Annotated in this window: 15 protein-coding genes; 8 read left to right on the top strand and 7 right to left on the bottom strand. The window is 49.7% G+C overall.

What is annotated here, in order from left to right; translation table 11 throughout:
* Window positions 1-4 precede the first annotated feature (4 nt).
* Together HA49_RS08330 and HA49_RS08335 are read right to left on the bottom strand one after the other, a co-directional pair.
* On the bottom strand, window positions 5-748 hold the full coding sequence (locus HA49_RS08330; protein WP_038022722.1) for a DeoR/GlpR family DNA-binding transcription regulator: 744 nt from the start codon (window positions 746-748) through the stop codon (window positions 5-7).
* A gap of 432 nt (window positions 749-1180) precedes the next feature.
* Window positions 1181-1648: an Lrp/AsnC family transcriptional regulator gene (locus tag HA49_RS08335; protein WP_038022004.1), complete on the bottom strand. Its 468-nt coding sequence runs from the start codon at window positions 1646-1648 to the stop codon at window positions 1181-1183.
* Window positions 1649-1759: 111 nt separating this feature from the next.
* On the opposite strand from HA49_RS08335, the gene HA49_RS08340 reads away from it, so the two are divergent.
* The gene (locus HA49_RS08340) at window positions 1760-2383 is read left to right on the top strand and encodes a LysE family translocator (protein WP_156994577.1); all 624 of its coding nucleotides are present in this window, start codon (window positions 1760-1762) and stop codon (window positions 2381-2383) included.
* A 62-nt stretch (window positions 2384-2445) separates the two neighbouring features.
* On the opposite strand, the gene HA49_RS08345 is transcribed toward HA49_RS08340, so the two are convergent.
* Complete coding sequence (locus HA49_RS08345) at window positions 2446-2664, bottom strand: DUF1737 domain-containing protein (protein WP_038022007.1); 219 nt, start codon at window positions 2662-2664, stop codon at window positions 2446-2448.
* A gap of 92 nt (window positions 2665-2756) precedes the next feature.
* Window positions 2757-3674: a LysR family transcriptional regulator gene (locus tag HA49_RS08350; protein ID WP_038022010.1), complete on the bottom strand. Its 918-nt coding sequence runs from the start codon at window positions 3672-3674 to the stop codon at window positions 2757-2759.
* Between the two features lie 92 nt (window positions 3675-3766).
* Here HA49_RS08350 and HA49_RS08355 point away from each other — a divergent pair, with 92 nt between their 5' ends.
* The 4 genes from HA49_RS08355 to HA49_RS08370 all read left to right on the top strand — a co-directional run bounded on the left by HA49_RS08355 (window position 3767) and on the right by HA49_RS08370 (window position 9279).
* On the top strand, window positions 3767-4750 hold the full coding sequence (locus HA49_RS08355) for a bile acid:sodium symporter family protein (protein WP_038022013.1): 984 nt from the start codon (window positions 3767-3769) through the stop codon (window positions 4748-4750).
* A gap of 266 nt (window positions 4751-5016) precedes the next feature.
* On the top strand, window positions 5017-6159 hold the full coding sequence (locus HA49_RS08360; RefSeq protein WP_038022016.1) for an HlyD family secretion protein: 1143 nt from the start codon (window positions 5017-5019) through the stop codon (window positions 6157-6159).
* Window positions 6156-7724 (top strand): DHA2 family efflux MFS transporter permease subunit, encoded by a 1569-nt coding sequence (locus tag HA49_RS08365; protein ID WP_038022018.1) that lies wholly within the window; start codon window positions 6156-6158, stop codon window positions 7722-7724. Before HA49_RS08360 ends, HA49_RS08365 begins: the two co-directional genes overlap by 4 nt.
* A gap of 1 nt (window position 7725) precedes the next feature.
* Window positions 7726-9279 carry an efflux transporter outer membrane subunit gene (locus HA49_RS08370; protein WP_038022020.1) on the top strand — a complete coding sequence of 518 codons (1554 nt, stop codon included), beginning with the start codon at window positions 7726-7728 and terminating at the stop codon, window positions 9277-9279.
* Between the two features lie 41 nt (window positions 9280-9320).
* On the opposite strand, the gene HA49_RS08375 is transcribed toward HA49_RS08370, so the two are convergent.
* The 3 genes from HA49_RS08375 to zipA are packed head-to-tail and all read right to left on the bottom strand — an operon-like array spanning window position 9321 to window position 12681.
* A complete protein-coding gene (locus HA49_RS08375) occupies window positions 9321-9533 on the bottom strand; it encodes a DUF3820 family protein (protein ID WP_038022725.1) in 213 nt (70 codons plus the stop codon).
* 2 nt (window positions 9534-9535) lie between these two features.
* A complete protein-coding gene (ligA, locus tag HA49_RS08380; RefSeq protein ID WP_038022023.1) occupies window positions 9536-11554 on the bottom strand; it encodes an NAD-dependent DNA ligase LigA in 2019 nt (672 codons plus the stop codon).
* A gap of 59 nt (window positions 11555-11613) precedes the next feature.
* Window positions 11614-12681 (bottom strand): cell division protein ZipA, encoded by a 1068-nt coding sequence (gene zipA, locus HA49_RS08385; protein ID WP_038022026.1) that lies wholly within the window; start codon window positions 12679-12681, stop codon window positions 11614-11616.
* Between the two features lie 216 nt (window positions 12682-12897).
* Here zipA and cysZ point away from each other — a divergent pair, with 216 nt between their 5' ends.
* The 3 genes from cysZ (at window position 12898) to ptsH (ending at window position 15394) form a co-directional block, all read left to right on the top strand.
* Window positions 12898-13689 (top strand): sulfate transporter CysZ, encoded by a 792-nt coding sequence (cysZ, locus tag HA49_RS08390; protein WP_046791724.1) that lies wholly within the window; start codon window positions 12898-12900, stop codon window positions 13687-13689.
* A gap of 91 nt (window positions 13690-13780) precedes the next feature.
* Entirely contained in the window at window positions 13781-14752 is a 972-nt protein-coding gene (gene cysK / locus HA49_RS08395) for a cysteine synthase A (protein WP_038022028.1), read from the top strand.
* A 384-nt stretch (window positions 14753-15136) separates the two neighbouring features.
* Window positions 15137-15394, top strand: coding sequence for a phosphocarrier protein Hpr (gene ptsH / locus HA49_RS08400; RefSeq protein WP_038022729.1), 258 nt, complete (start codon window positions 15137-15139; stop codon window positions 15392-15394).
* The last annotated feature ends 127 nt before the right edge of the window (window positions 15395-15521 follow it).

A 15521-nucleotide genomic window follows, 5' to 3' on the forward strand; every position in this document is an offset into this window, starting at 1 on the left:
ACCATTAATTGTCTGAGATACTGACCTGAGTCGAAACTGACCCTTCAAACTCATGCCAAGGAGAATTCAAAAACAGCTGTTGAATCTCCGTGAGTTGAGCGACCAGATAAGGCTCGCATCGGTTGAGCTTCATGTGATCGGCCACCACCCAGTGCTCACTACTGGCTGCTAACATTGCGCGTTTGACCTCAGCATCCCTCTCCTGACTGGCACTCAGTCCGAACTCAGCATGCAACGCACATGCGCCTAAAATGGCAATGTCTGCACGGTATTTTTCCAACAGTGTCAGTGTGGTACTGCCAGAAAATAAACGTTGTTGTTTGTCCCATTGCCCACCCAAAACAATCAGCTCAATGTCAGGTTTGTCACTAAGGTGATACGCGATATCCAGTGATGAGGTAATTACCGTCGCAGGTCCTTTCAGCATTGATGCAACGGCGAGTATTGTGCTGCCTGCATCGAGGAAAAGTGTCGACCCTGCAGGGATTTTATCTGCAACATAGCTTCCCAGATTTGCCTTGACCTTCGGCATCAGCACACTTCGTTCATGCCGGCTCATCGCGGAAAGATCCAGAGCCACGGCCCCGCCATGATTTTTCTGAACGAGACCTTTCTTTTCAAGTTCTGCCAGGTCACGTCGCACAGTATCTGCAGAAACCTGAAGTTGTTCCACTAACTGGCGAATCCCCACCTGCCCTTCTCTAAGAAGCCGTTCCATAAGTAACTTCTGTCTGGCTGTTTTATGCATAGATAAACCAAAACCCGCAAAATGTTGCAATAAACATCATAATACAGCAAAAATATTTTTCCACTACCTGACCTTACAAGTTCATCGCACGGGGTGATATCTGCCACGACGCAATACTAAGGTTAAACCTGGCTGGAAACCGTGGTATGAGGGGGTTACTTGCATAGCGGAGTGAAGTCATGGTGATCGCAGAATGTTCGGGCCAACACGCGGATACCGTGAGTGCGACCCGGAGCGTGTTATCGCCCTTCACTCAGCGGTTTAAAAATCTATCCCTGATAAAGGGCAACTGGTAAGCGCCAGGGGATCTGAAAACCACCCAGGTTGCACTGTACCAATGGTAGACAGTGAAATGATGATGCTAATCGCAACCTGACAGAGAGTGACAAAGTACGTGACAGACTATCTGGGAGGTCACCGGGCATTGCAGCTTTACCGTGTAATAACCCCTAACGGATAAGGTCGATCCTGGACCACTGTTTTCATCACTAATGTGGAGCGAAGGTGCAGAACACCAGGCATTGCCGACAACCTGCCATCATATAATTGCCGAAAAGCGGCAAGATCAGTAGTCACGACCTGCATCATATAATCCGGGTCACCAAACAGACGCTGCGCCAGGATAATCTGCGGAATATCTGCTACCTCCCGTTCAAAGGTCTCGACCGCTTTTTTGTCTCCTTCCTTTAATGTGACGAACACGATAGCGACAAAGTTAAAACCCATCTTACCTGGATCAAGGTCTGCCCGATAGCCTGTAATGACCCCGTCCTGTTCTAGCGCTCTGACCCGGCGATGGCATGGCGAAAGACTCAAATTCACTCTGTCAGCCAGTTCGGTCAAAGAAAGACGACCGTCCAACTGAAGCTCAGCAAGAATCTTTCTGTCTGTGGTATCCAATGAGGTTTTTCCTTCCTGAAATTAGATGATTTAGGGGTAATTATAAAAATTAATCCCCGTCTGACAAGCGTATTCTTCTACTGAGTGTAAAGCATAAACGGAGATAATGCGGTGAATTCAGAAATGGTTTTGGGATTTTGGATGATTTCGTTACTCCTGAGTCTGACCCCAGGGGCAGACTGGGCATATGTTATTGCCTCTGGCATTGACGGTCGTAAAATTACAGCAGCTGTCTGCGGGCTGATGACCGGGCATTTTATGGCGTTAGTCATTGTTATCGCTGGTGTGGGAGGCACGGTCGCCAGCCACCCTGCCGTGCTCAATACATTGACCCTCGCGGGGTCTGCTTACCTGTTTTGGCTGGGCTATAACGTGTTACGTCAGCCGGCAGATATCGCCAACATAACATCATCCGTCAGGCAGACACGATGGCAATGGGCTACCAGGGGATTGTGTATCAGCGGCCTGAACCCCAAAGTGTTTCTGTTATTTCTCGCGCTACTGCCGCAGTTTATCAGGGCTGACGGTCAGTGGCCGGTCAGTCTGCAACTGATGTTACTGGGAGGGCTACATCTTGTGAGTTGTTCATCAATCTATTTGGGAGTGGGTTACACCGCCAGAGGGTTGTTATCGACACGTCCACAGGCAGCGCGCATAGTCAGTAAAATTTCAGGCGGAACAATGATAGTCGTATCACTGATATTACTGGCTGAACAATTACATTCTCTAAGTTGACAGTTAATAACTGTATTTGCCGGACATTAAGGTAAAAGGAATTTCCTGCATCACAGAGAAAATCACTCCGGCAGGTTAAGGAATGCTCTGCTATCTGTAATACGGATCACTGCCTGTGATGCACTGACTGTTTTCTTCTCCGGATCATAAGTGACTGAGGGTGAACTATACCGCTGATAACCTTCATTCAGTACCTCACTGACTCTGCGGCAGAAACTTGCACCATCAGGCCCCGTCAGTAACCGGTAAACGGGCAAATCATCATTCATTTTCTGGTTCATCGCTTATCTCAGACAAAAGTTTAATCCCTGTCATCAGTATTACAAATAATCACGTCACTGGCTGCTGCTCCCCACTCATTTCTCGCCAGGGATTACCTGTCCGGTAACAGCCTGCTTTGCTGGCTTAAAAGTTTTGCCTGATCGCTGACCAGTTGCCAGATAGCTTCTGCTGCCGGACTCAGAGAACGGTTCTTCCGGCGAATTAGCATTAGTGTGCGGTGCTCTTCAGGATAAATACGCCGCACCTGTAATATACTGCCGGAAGGTAGGGGTAACGCCAGACCAGGTAAAATGCTGATACCAATACCTGCCTCCACCATAGGATAGAGGGTAACGGGGTGACCCACCTGCTGAATGACTTCCGGAGTCACCTGTTGTTGCTGAAAAATACGATCCACCAACGCTCGGCTACCCGAAGCATAATCCTGTAAAACCATACGCCGGCCTTGAAGATGCTGCCATTCCACCTTTTCTACCCGATTCAGGGGATCATCCTGACGGCAGAGCAGCAGAAAGGGGTCATACAATACTGGCTGTGACTCAAACTCCCCGACCTGTGGCTCAATGACAATACCAAAATCTACCGTCGCATTGAGCACGCTGTGTAACACTGATTGCTGAACACTGTCCTGCAACATCAGACGAATTTCCGGATAACAGATCTGGGCCTCAGCCAGACATAATGGCATCAGCCGCGCTGAAATAGTCTGGCTGGCAGCCAGCCTCACGGTACCGCTACGATTTCCGCCATAACGTCGTAACTCCAGTAGCGTGCTGTTAAGTTCCTCAAGTTGCACCGTCAGACGTGAAGCAAGCCGCTGTCCCGCATGAGTCAACACGACCTCCCGCGTGGTTCTGTCCAGAAGTTTCACTCCTATCTCAGCTTCCAGTTCTTTAATACTGTGACTGACGGCAGACTGACTCAAGCCGATAACCTGCCCTGCCAGGCTAAAACTACCCTGACTGGCTACGGCGGCAAAAACTCTTAACTGACGTAAAGTATAATTCATGCATTAAATTCATATATAGATTTAATAAATCAATTTTATTTCTAAGCCACGATCCAGCACAATCTTTTTTTATTTCAGACCGGAAACTACCGATGGGCATCTTTCGTCTTGATCCGATGATGATCAAACTGATTATCACTGTACTGCTTGCCACCTTTCTGCCAGCAAAAGGGATTTTTGTTCCTTTTTTTGAATGGCTGACCACTGCCGCCATTGCCCTGCTGTTCTTTATGCATGGCGCCAAACTGTCCCGTGATAAAATCATCGCCGGCAGCAGCCACTGGCGGCTTCATCTGTGGATCTTATTCAGTACATTTGTCATGTTCCCGATTCTCGGTTTGCTGCTGGTATGGTGGCATCCGGTCGATGTATCTCCGGAAATCTATACCGGTTTTATTTATCTGTGCATTCTGCCGGCAACCGTGCAGTCGTCCATTGCCTTCACTTCAATGGCGGGAGGAAATGTCGCGGCCGCAGTGTGCAGTGCCTCTGCATCCAGCCTGCTCGGAGTATTTATCTCTCCGCTACTGGTTAATCTGGTGATGAATGTTCATAGCAACATGCCCGGTAATGGTCTGGAGCAGATTGGGAAAATCATGCTGCAACTGCTGGTGCCATTCCTGATCGGTCATTTCTCACGACGCTGGATTGCCGAATGGGTCGAAAAACACCGTAGTCTGATTGGTAAAACCGACCAGACATCGATCCTGCTGGTCGTCTATTCCGCCTTCAGTGAGGCTGTAGTCAATGGTATCTGGCACCAGGTCGGAGTCAGCACATTGCTGTGGATTATTGCCGGTAGCTTGTTGCTGTTATCGATAGTACTGTTGATCAACGTCATTGTTGCCCGCGCTTGTGGTTTTAGCCGCCCTGATGAAATCACAATCCTTTTTTGTGGCTCAAAAAAGAGTCTGGCCAACGGTGTGCCTATGGCCAATATTTTATTCCCGGCCAGTGCTGTCGGTATCATTGTGCTGCCTTTGATGGTATTTCATCAGGTTCAGTTGATGACGTGCTCCTATATTGCTCAGCGTTATCAGAAAAAAAACTCAGCAGCAATCATCCGTCACCACTAAAGCTTCTGAAAGTCAGTAACCCCCCTGCTGAGACAGCACCAGTGCTGTCTCAGCAACTCAGACCGATGTTATTTCCCCGTATTTCTCTTCGCGGTGCGTAACAGGTTGTCACCTACACGGCATTTCTTCCTATTGATTTTTCTGAAGCTTATGACAATGATTAAATGATTGTTATGGCAAAACATCAGCCCGGATAATCCATACCCTAATAAAATAAACTGAGCACTCAACGGGTTGTACCTTCACCTTTAATGGCAGGAACAGATATGAATCAACAGACACATGAGGGTGACTCACCACAGTCATCGGAAGAATCTTCTGCGCGCGCCGAACAATCTCAGGCTAAAGGTGCTGAAGCAGAAGAAGAGCGTAAGCGACCAGGCAAAAAACCCCTCGTCATTCTGGTCATTATTGTCATCATTGTCGTGATTGCAGCCATTGTTTACTGGCTGATGAACCGCGGGCTGGAGGCTACGGATGATGCCTTTACTGACGGTAATGCTGCCATTATTTCACCTAAAACTTCCGGATATATCGTCCGGTTACTGGTCAATGATAACCAGAGAGTCAATAAAGGTGATTTGCTGGCAGAAATTGATCCGAAAGATGCCACTGCTCAACGAGATCAGGCGCAGGCGCAGCTTGGGCTGGCAACCGCTCAACTTCATCAGGCAGAAGCTCAGCTGGCGCTGTCAAAAGTTCAGTACCCTGCCCAGCGTGATCAGGCATTAGCCCGCCAGGCCCAGGCCCGTGCTCAGTTACAAAATGCGCAAGCCGCTTATCGCCGTCAACATGGAGTTGATCCAAAAGCGACAACTCAGAGCAATATCGACAGTGCTACCGCTCAATGGCGCTCAGCTCAGGCTGAATATCAGAATGCTACCGCGCAGGTAGAAATTGCATCTCAGGTTGCTTTACAGATTCGTCAGCAAGAAACTAATGTTGAAGCCCGTCAACAGCAAGTGAGTCAGGCTGAGGCTCAACTGGAAACTGCGAATCTGAATCTTTCCTATACCAAAGTGACTGCCCCCTATAGTGGATATATTACCAAGCGTAATATCGAGTTGGGCAGCCTGGTGCAGGCCGGAACTTCTCTGTTCTCACTGGTATCACCGGACATCTGGGTCACCGCCAACTTTAAAGAATCACAACTCGAGTATATGAAACCGGGAGATCACGTCAGCATCAGCGTTGACGCCTATCCTGACCTGAAACTTGAAGGTCATGTAGACAGTATTCAGATGGGTTCAGGCTCGCATTTCTCAGCCTTCCCTGCAGAAAATGCCACCGGTAACTTTGTAAAAATTGTCCAGCGTGTGCCTGTTAAAATAGTGATTGATAAGGGACTGGACCCGAACCATCCGTTGCCGCTGGGATTATCCGTTGAACCAGAGGTCACAGTGAAATGAGTGCCTCAGAGAGCTGGAGGCCGTCCAGTAACCCCTGGCTGGTCGCCCTGACGGTGACGCTGGCGGTTTTTATGGAAGTGCTGGATACCACTATCGTCAACGTCGCCCTGCCTCATGTCGCAGGGTCACTCTCTTCAAGTTATGATGAGTCTACCTGGGTTCTGACGTCGTATCTGGTGGCAAACGGGATTGTATTGCCTATCTCTGCCTTCCTGAGCCGCTACTTTGGCAGGAAAAATTACTTCCTGCTGTGTATTGTCATGTTTACTTTGTGCTCATTCCTGTGCGGTATTGCTACAGAACTGTGGCAGTTAATTTTGTTCCGTATTCTACAGGGATTTTTTGGCGGGGGTCTCCAGCCAGTTCAACAATCTGTACTACTGGATTATTTTAGTAAAAAGGACCGTGGTAAAGCGTTTGGTTTATCTTCCATCGCGATTATTGTCGCTCCGGTGATTGGCCCGACACTGGGTGGTTGGATCACAGATAACTATAGCTGGCGTTGGATCTTTTTTATTAACATACCTGTTGGCATTATGACGGCACTGGCGATTTACCAGTTGCTGGAAGATCCGCCGTGGGAGAAAAAATCGGCTGGCCGAATGAAAGTCGATTATATTGGGATCAGTCTGATCACTTTAGGGCTTGGTTGCCTGCAGGTATTCCTTGACCGCGGAGAAGATGAAGACTGGTTTAATTCAAACTTCATCATTTTGTTCGCAACACTCGCAGCAATTGGTATTGTCGGCGCGATTTACTGGTTGATGTACGCCAAAAAACCCGTTGTAGATATTCTGGTGATGCGTGACCGGAACTTCTGGGTGTCTGGTCTGTTGATGGCGGGCATGGCCTTTATTCTTTACGGCAGTTCAGTGGTAATTCCGCAACTTGCCCAGCAGGATCTCGGCTACACCGCCACACTGGCTGGGCTGGTACTTACCCCCGGAGCCATCTGTATCATTCTGACAATTCCTCTGGTTCTCCGGCTGATGCCGGTAGTGCAGACCCGTTTTATCATTATGTTTGGTTTTATGTGTCTGACTGCTTCGTTTTATTTCTCGGCCCTTCACCTGACTCCGGACCTTGATTTTGGAGCACTGGTATTTATGCGTAGTTTTCAGTCGATAGGCCTTGGGTTCCTGTTTGTGCCGCTGACGACTATTGCCTTTATCACCATACCTCAACGTCTGAATGGTGATGCTTCGGCACTGTTTACGATGTTCAGAAACGTAGCGGGTTCGATAGGTATCTCGCTATCCACTGCAGCCATCACGGAGCGCGAGCAAACCCGGTCCGCTTACTTATCGGACCATATGAGTACCCTTGATCAGCAATTTAATCAGGCAGTTTCCCAGATGACTGACGCTGTTAAAAACTTTACCACTATTGCCGGGGATGCCGGTTCAGTGGCAATGGGGCAGCTGTATAAACAAATGATAAGCCAGGCGCGTTTTCTGGCCTATGTTGATGTTTTCTCCGGGCTTTGCCTTATCGGGCTGGTAATGATTCCATTCTGTCTGTTGCTCTCCCCGGTCAAGAGCGAAGGCAGTGCCGGAGGCCATTAAAATGAAGGAATTTACTATGCAACCTGTCAGTTACCGGTTCGGTGTACTGTTTATCAGCCTGTTACTGGCCGGCTGTAGTGTCGGGCCTGACTTCACCCCCCCGGCCAATAAACTGCCGTCTCAGTGGCATGATATGGCCTCTAATCAACAATCCCGCCCGTTGGCGGTAGATCCTGCAGTGAACTGGTGGAGTAATTTCAAAGATCCACAACTGGATAGCCTGATCAGCCGGGCTATTGCTGGCAATCTGACGCTGCAACAGGCCGTATTACGTATCGCCGGTGCACGTGAGCAGGTCGCTCAGGCCACAGGAGCACTGATGCCGTCGCTCAACGCCCAGGCCAGCTATGCTCTTCAACAGCCGGGACTGAAAGGCATACTCAAATCCCACCATGTCTATGACAACCTAACTGACGATGAAACCAGTCTGGTCAATAAGGCCACCGGTCGTGTGAATTTTTACCAGGGCGGGTTCGATGCCAGTTGGGAACTGGATCTGTGGGGCAAAGTCCGCCGTCAGAGGGAAATGGCCGTAGCGGAACAACAGGCCGCTATCGAACAACGTAACGATGCGATGGTCTCACTGGAAGCTGAAGTCGCCCGTACCTATTTGCAATTACGTGCCGCACAGGCCATAACGCAGGTGACAGAACAACAGATATCCATTGCACAGCAAACCGCACAACTTACTGCCAGCCAGTTAGAAAACGGGTTAGCGCCCGCGGCCAATCTGGAGAATGCGACCGCCAGCGTCACGGCATTACAGGCACAACTTCCTGGCTATCAGTCTCAGATTGCTCAGGCAATGAATGGGCTGGCGGTTCTGCTCGGAAAAACGCCGGGAGCACTGGATAATGAACTCCAAACGGTGCGTCCGCTACCTGCCCTGCCGAATGTAGTGTCAGTGGGAGTGCCTTCGGAACTGGCCCGCCGCCGCCCTGATATTCGTCAGGCTGAGGCGACACTTCATGCTCAGACAGCGAATATCGGTGTATCTGTCGCTCAGTTGTTCCCGAGTATCTCTCTTACGGGGCAACTTGGGGTACGTAATACCGATGCCAGCTATCTGGATGACTGGAGCAGTCATTTCTACAGTATTGGTCCGGGTATCTCATTGCCTATTTTCCAGGGCGGTCAACTGGTCTCGAATGTTCGACTGGCCAGAGCTCAGCAAGCTAATGCAGCGCTCAGTTACCGCCAGACAGTGCTGACAGCATTACAGGAAGTAGAAAATGCCCTGGTGAGCTACCGGGCCGATCAGCAGCAACTCATTTCTTTACAGGCTTCAGAAAACGCGCTGCAAAAGGCCTGGTCACTCTCTTCTGAAGGTTACCGGAAAGGCATTACCACCTACATCGATGTTCTGGATGCCCAACGGCAGTTATCACAAACCAGGCAGCAGGTGGTTCAGGTTCAGGCGACGGCAGCCACCGACCTGGTCGCTTTATATAAATCGCTGGGTGGAGGATGGCAGGAATACCAGCAAGTGAAACTCCCTGACTATCATGTTTTTGGAGATACACCGAAAACAGGAGTCAAAACTGACAGTCAGTAATCAGTTATATTTAATACGCCCCCTGAAATCAGGGGGCAGGATTATTTTCGTAGCGGATCAACCAGTCCCTGCAAACCTTCAATCTTAATTGCCAGAGCCAGTTGCAACAGAGAGCCAAGATGGCCCTCAGGAAATGCCTCCTTACGGGCAAACCACAGAAGATACTCTTCTGGTAAATCTATCAGAACCCTGCCCTGATATTTACCAAACGGCATCCTGGTGTTCGCCAGTTCTACCAGATTGTGCTTGTCCAGCATCAGCCTCCCAGTAAATCAATCATCTGCAGTTCATCAATGACCTGAATCCCCAGAGCATTCGCCTTCTCCAGCTTAGAACCGGCAGCCTCACCGGCAATCAGCAGATCGGTTTTTTTCGAAACACTCCCACTCACTTTTGCGCCTAACGCTGTCAGACGGTCTTTAGCCTCATCCCGGGTCATCTGGTTGAGTGAACCGGTCAGAACAACCGTTTTACCGGCAAACGGGTTATCAGTCACTGGTGCACTTTGCGATGGCATATCCGGCCACTGAATACCAATATCTTCAACCAACTGGCGGATGACTTCACGGTTACTTTCCTCATCCATAAAGTGGCGAACATGGCTGGCGACCACCGGTCCAACATCGGCCACCTGAGTCAGAGATTCCAGTGGCGCATCCATCAGTGCTGGTAACGTTTCAAAATGGGAAGCCAGACTTAATGCAGTAGCCTCACCTACCTCACGAATTCCCAGCGCATACAGGAAGCGTGGTAATGTGGTCGTTTTGGATTTTTGTAGCGCATCGACAATATTCTGCGCCGATTTTGGCCCCATCCGGTCCAGGCCGGTTAGTTTACCCGCACTCAGACGAAACAGATCGGCCGGAGTATGTACATACTCCTTCTCAACCAGTTGATCGATGATTTTATCGCCCATTCCATCCACATCCAGAGCTCTGCGGGATACAAAGTGTTTCAGTGCTTCTTTACGTTGCGCACCGCAGATAAGCCCGCCAGTACAACGGGTAACGGCTTCACCTTCGACACGTTCAACATCGGATCCACATACCGGGCAATGTTCAGGAAAAATAATTTCCCGGCTGTCAGATGGACGATCTTCTGTCACCACATTGACAATCTGCGGGATAACATCTCCGGCACGACGAATAACTACGGTGTCTCCGATACGGATCCCCAGCCGGGCAATTTCATCGGCGTTATGCAACGTGGCATTACTCACCATTACCCCGGCGACCTGCACCGGCTCAAGGCGAGCCACGGGAGTAATCGCACCGGTACGCCCGACCTGAAATTCCACATCCCGCACTGTGGTCAGCTGCTCCTGGGCCGGAAATTTAAATGCCGTTGCCCAGCGTGGAGCCCTGGCAACAAAACCGAGCTGTTCCTGAAGAGCCAGTGAGTTCACCTTAATAACCACGCCATCAATATCAAAACCCAGTTCAGCACGTTGTTCATTAATCTGATGATAAAACGCCAATACCTGCTCCGGCGTCTGGCAGACGGTTACCCGGTCATTAACCGGTAATCCCCAGCCTTTGAGCTGTTGAAGACGCTGATAGTGCCCTTCAGCCAGAACCCCGCCTTCCGCCACCCCAATCCCGTAACAATAGAAAGTCAGCGGGCGTTTTCCGGTGATTTTCGGATCGAGTTGACGTAGTGAACCGGCTGCTGCATTACGCGGATTGGCAAAGACTTTTCCGCCAGTTTTACGTGCATCGTTGTTCAGTTTTTCGAATCCTCGCTGCCGCATAAACACTTCACCACGGACTTCGAGACGTGCCGGAATATCTTCTCCACTCAGACGCAACGGAATCGCCCGGATGGTACGGACGTTCTCAGTGATATTTTCGCCGGTAGTTCCGTCACCGCGGGTAGCTGCCTGCACCAGTTCACCCTGTTCATACAGTAAACTCACCGCCAGCCCATCCAGTTTTAGCTCGCAGCAATACTCTACCGAGGCATCATTCTTTAACCGGTCGATAACCCGTTTATTAAATGCCAGAAATCCCTCGTCATCAAAAACGTTGTCGAGGGATAACATGGGCACTTCATGCCGCACCTGTTCAAAAGCCGACAATGGTGTAGCCCCAACCCGTTGGGTCGGGGAATCCCGGGTGATGAGATCCGGATGTTGTTCTTCCAGCGCCTTCAGCGCCTGCATCAGTTTATCGTATTCAGCGTCAGGGATTTCAGGCGCATCCAGCACATGGTAAAGATATTCGTGGTGGCGCAACCGGGTACGCAGATCATTAAGCTGCTGCAGGATATCGTTCATACTACCCCATAAGATAAAAAACCCCCGACAAGCGGGGTTGAGATAACCGGGAAACGGGATTAATTCTGGTCGATCACTTCCCGGATCCGTGATTTGTAGACTTCGAGTTTTTGTGGCGTCATCATCCGACGTTCATCATCCAGTACTACGGCACCGACGTCATCGGCAATCCGCTGTGCGGATTGCAACATCAGTTTAAAGTTCTGATGTGCATCACCATAGGATGGAACCATCATAAAGATAGAGACGCCCGGAGTGGTGAAATCACCCATCTGCTCCGGATCAAAAGATCCGGGCTTCAGCATATTGGCCAGGCTGAAAAGTACCGGGCCGCTGCCAGAGGGATTCAGATGACGATGGAAAATATTCATTTCACCAAACTGAAAACCTGCCTGTAAAATAGCCTGCAACAGAGATTCTCCGTTCAGTTCCCCTCCGGTATGAGCGGCAACATGCAGCACCAGAACCGCTTCTTTAGCCGCCGGTTGTTTTTCCGGTGCGGCTGCAACTTCCGGTTCAGACTCATCCTCAGCGGAGGATGCCGCCGGGGGCTGTGGCTTAATATGTGTATCAGGCTGTACAGACTGTTCCGGATGCAACGATTCCTCAGTGGGTACCGGAGCACGATAATGTTCCGGAACTTCTGTCACCCCGGGCTGTGGCCGCTTTACCTGCGTTTCCTGCGGCTCAGACCAGGCATGATGATCGCCGGGTTCTGGTACTGACTCCCGTCGCTCCTCATGATGGACATCCTGAGACTGACGCTCTGACGCAGAAGAGTGACCATGGACTGAGTCCATTAAGGGATCAGCAACAGGCTCCTGCCGGTGACGCAATGAAGTTTTAGTCACCGGTGCCGGAGAATTCACATCGTCAGACTTCCGCCTCTGCTGAATATAAGCAGGTGCTTCATCTTCCTCATGATATTCACGGCTGGCACGGAAATCCGCAATATCGTCTTCTTCGTTACTCAGGTCATCGTTGTCACGTTGCTTTAAACGCTTGTGCGGACGGTCACGGAAGACCGAAGACCGCTCCTTGCGGTTGGTCCAAAGACCATGAAGGAGAAGTGCAACGATGGCAACCGCACCAACAACGATTAATATCAGACGCAAATCCTGCATCATTGTATTCTCTGTTGTTCCAATACTTTGCCCTGCTAAAGGCACCTTATACCCTTAAATGTATTTGCCAGGCCCAACAAGTGCAAGTCTGCTTAGTATTTTCTGACAAATATTCTGATATCCGTCGCGTGACTGCTGCTTTTTCACACAAAACTTTACTTAACCGTCTCTCAAACCACGCTATGATGTCCCACTCACAGCCTTAATAAGAGAACGATTATGCAGAACAGGAATTCCGCAACGGAGCTTAATGGGATTCACTATTTCCGTCAGGGGTGGCAATTAGCGACATTGCCGGGTATTCGTCGTTATGTCATCGTACCGTTGCTGGTTAATATCCTATTAATGGGAGCTGCGTTTACCTGGCTGTTCCTGCGTCTTGAACAGTGGATCCCACGACTACTGGGACACATTCCCCACTGGCTACAATGGCTGGATTATCTGCTGTGGCCATTGGCCATATTGTCACTGTTATTGATCTTCGGTTACTTCTTTTCAACTCTGGCTAACTGGATAGCAGCCCCCTTTTGCGGTCTGCTGGCGGAGCAACTGGAGGGCCGCCTCACCGGACACTCTCTGCCCGACGGTGGCTGGAAAGGGCTGATTAAAGACCTGCCACGTATTATGTTGCGCGAATGGCAAAAGCTGAAATATTACTTACCCCGGGCCATTATCCTGTTACTGGTGCATTTTATTCCGGTGATTGGCCAAACCCTTGCTCCATTGCTATGGTTTTTGTTTGGTGCCTGGATGATGGCAATTCAGTATTGTGATTATCCGTTCGATAACCACCGTATACCGTTCCTGCAGATGCGCCGGGCACTGGCGGCTCACAGAACAGCACATTTACAGTTTGGTGCGCTGGTCAGCATTTTTACCTTAGTCCCACTGATTAATCTGGTGATAATGCCGGTTGCAGTGTGTGGTGCCACCGCCATGTGGGTTGACCATTATCGGCCGCGGACAGCCAGCGGTCACGGCCATGAGGCGAGCGGCGTTATTGCCCCCTGACATAACGATATACTATTTCTTTACTTCACTGTCAGGACAGAAAGCGTATTCTCATTGGGTTCTCCATATTTCAAAGAGTTAAGGACAAGCTATGAGTAAGATTTACGAAGATAATTCATTAACCATTGGCCATACTCCACTGGTCAGATTAAACCGCATTGGTAACGGGCGTATTCTGGCGAAGGTTGAATCGCGTAATCCAAGCTTTAGCGTTAAATGTCGTATCGGCGCCAATATGATTTGGGATGCGGAGAAACGCGGTATCCTGAAACCGGGTGTAGAACTGGTAGAGCCCACCAGCGGTAATACCGGGATTGCCCTGGCTTATGTCGCTGCAGCCCGTGGATATAAACTGACACTAACCATGCCGGAAACCATGTCCGTCGAGCGCCGTAAGCTGCTGAAAGCTTTAGGTGCTAATCTGGTTCTGACCGGCGGCGCTCAGGGAATGAAAGGGGCAATTGCTAAAGCGGAAGAAATTGTCGCCTCTGACCCCCAAAAATATGTATTACTGCAGCAGTTCAGCAACCCGGCAAACCCGCAAATTCATGAACAAACCACAGGCCCTGAAATCTGGGAAGATACTGATGGTGAAGTGGATGTGTTCATTGCGGGTGTGGGTACCGGCGGCACTCTGACTGGCGTCAGCCGTTATCTGAAGAACACTAAAGGTAAAAAGTCTCTGATCAGTGTTGCCGTTGAACCCACCGATTCTCCGGTCATTACCCAGGCGCTGGCTGGTGAAGAGATTAAACCCGGCCCGCATAAAATTCAGGGAATTGGTGCCGGTTTTATCCCGGGGAACCTGGATCTTTCGCTGGTCGATCGTGTAGTGACTATCAGCAACGAAGATGCGATTGCAACGGCGCGCCAGCTGATGGAATCTGAAGGTATTCTGGCCGGAATATCTTCCGGTGCAGCGGTTGCTGCGGCGCTGCAGTTACAACAGGAACCCGAATTTGCCGATAAAAATATCGTCGTGATTCTGCCATCTTCCGGCGAACGCTACCTGAGTACGGCATTGTTCGCTGACCTGTTTACTGAGAAAGAATTAAATCAGTAATCTGCCGGATTAGGCGTCAAATGACGATAAATGCTAAAGCACCCTGGTGGTGCTTTTTTTGTGCTCTGGATCTCACTTTTGTTATACATGTGATGGATTTAATATTCGCGGGTATGCTATCGCGCTACTATTTATTTAGAAGCCCAAAATAATTAGTCATTGTTATGAAGCGGATCAAAACCAGCACAATTACTGATAGGGCATAATTGAAAACATCGGCATAATGACTGGCAGAGCCTCCGTTAGTCTGCGGAAAGTTCTGAGGTTAAATCTGGTCAGCCATCTGCGGTGGATGCCATGTAATTGCAGATGACAAGAGTTCTGCGGAGTTCATCGCCGACTCTGATGCCATCAATAAACTCTGATAACGTTGGGGAAATAAAAATGTTCCAGCAAGAAGTCACTATCACAGCTCCTAACGGTTTGCATACCCGTCCTGCAGCGCAGTTTGTTAAAGAAGCGAAAGCGTTTCAGTCTGAAATTACTGTCACGTCAAACGGTAAATCAGCCAGTGCTAAAAGCCTGTTCAAGTTGCAAACGCTGGGTCTGACCCAGGGCACAGTTATCACTCTCGCAGCCGAAGGAGAAGATGAACAGCAAGCGGTTGAACATTTAGTCAAACTGATGGCTGAACTGGAATAAGGCTTTTTTCTGCCGGAAGCAAGTGCAGATAAAACTGAAAGTCTGTAAAGGTCTTGATCGCGGACAATTTGTCCGCGCTATTCTTTCCGTAGATTGTTCTACATCACGGCAAATGGCGCATCGTCAT

It is taken from the genome of Tatumella morbirosei, assembly GCF_000757425.2.
GTDB classification, from domain to species: Bacteria; Pseudomonadota; Gammaproteobacteria; order Enterobacterales; family Enterobacteriaceae; genus Tatumella; species Tatumella morbirosei.

Coding starts and splice junctions, on each gene's coding strand:
- HA49_RS08330 (WP_038022722.1), bottom strand. CDS start 748: ATGCATAAAACAGCCAGACAGAAGTTACTTATGGAACGGCTTCTTAGA.
- HA49_RS08345 (WP_038022007.1), bottom strand. CDS start 2,664: ATGAACCAGAAAATGAATGATGATTTGCCCGTTTACCGGTTACTGACG.
- HA49_RS08350 (WP_038022010.1), bottom strand. CDS start 3,674: ATGAATTATACTTTACGTCAGTTAAGAGTTTTTGCCGCCGTAGCCAGT.
- HA49_RS08355 (WP_038022013.1), top strand. CDS start 3,767: ATGGGCATCTTTCGTCTTGATCCGATGATGATCAAACTGATTATCACT.
- HA49_RS08360 (WP_038022016.1), top strand. CDS start 5,017: ATGAATCAACAGACACATGAGGGTGACTCACCACAGTCATCGGAAGAA.
- HA49_RS08365 (WP_038022018.1), top strand. CDS start 6,156: ATGAGTGCCTCAGAGAGCTGGAGGCCGTCCAGTAACCCCTGGCTGGTC.
- HA49_RS08370 (WP_038022020.1), top strand. CDS start 7,726: ATGAAGGAATTTACTATGCAACCTGTCAGTTACCGGTTCGGTGTACTG.
- ligA (WP_038022023.1), bottom strand. CDS start 11,554: ATGAACGATATCCTGCAGCAGCTTAATGATCTGCGTACCCGGTTGCGC.
- zipA (WP_038022026.1), bottom strand. CDS start 12,681: ATGATGCAGGATTTGCGTCTGATATTAATCGTTGTTGGTGCGGTTGCC.
- cysZ (WP_046791724.1), top strand. CDS start 12,898: ATGCAGAACAGGAATTCCGCAACGGAGCTTAATGGGATTCACTATTTC.
- cysK (WP_038022028.1), top strand. CDS start 13,781: ATGAGTAAGATTTACGAAGATAATTCATTAACCATTGGCCATACTCCA.
- ptsH (WP_038022729.1), top strand. CDS start 15,137: ATGTTCCAGCAAGAAGTCACTATCACAGCTCCTAACGGTTTGCATACC.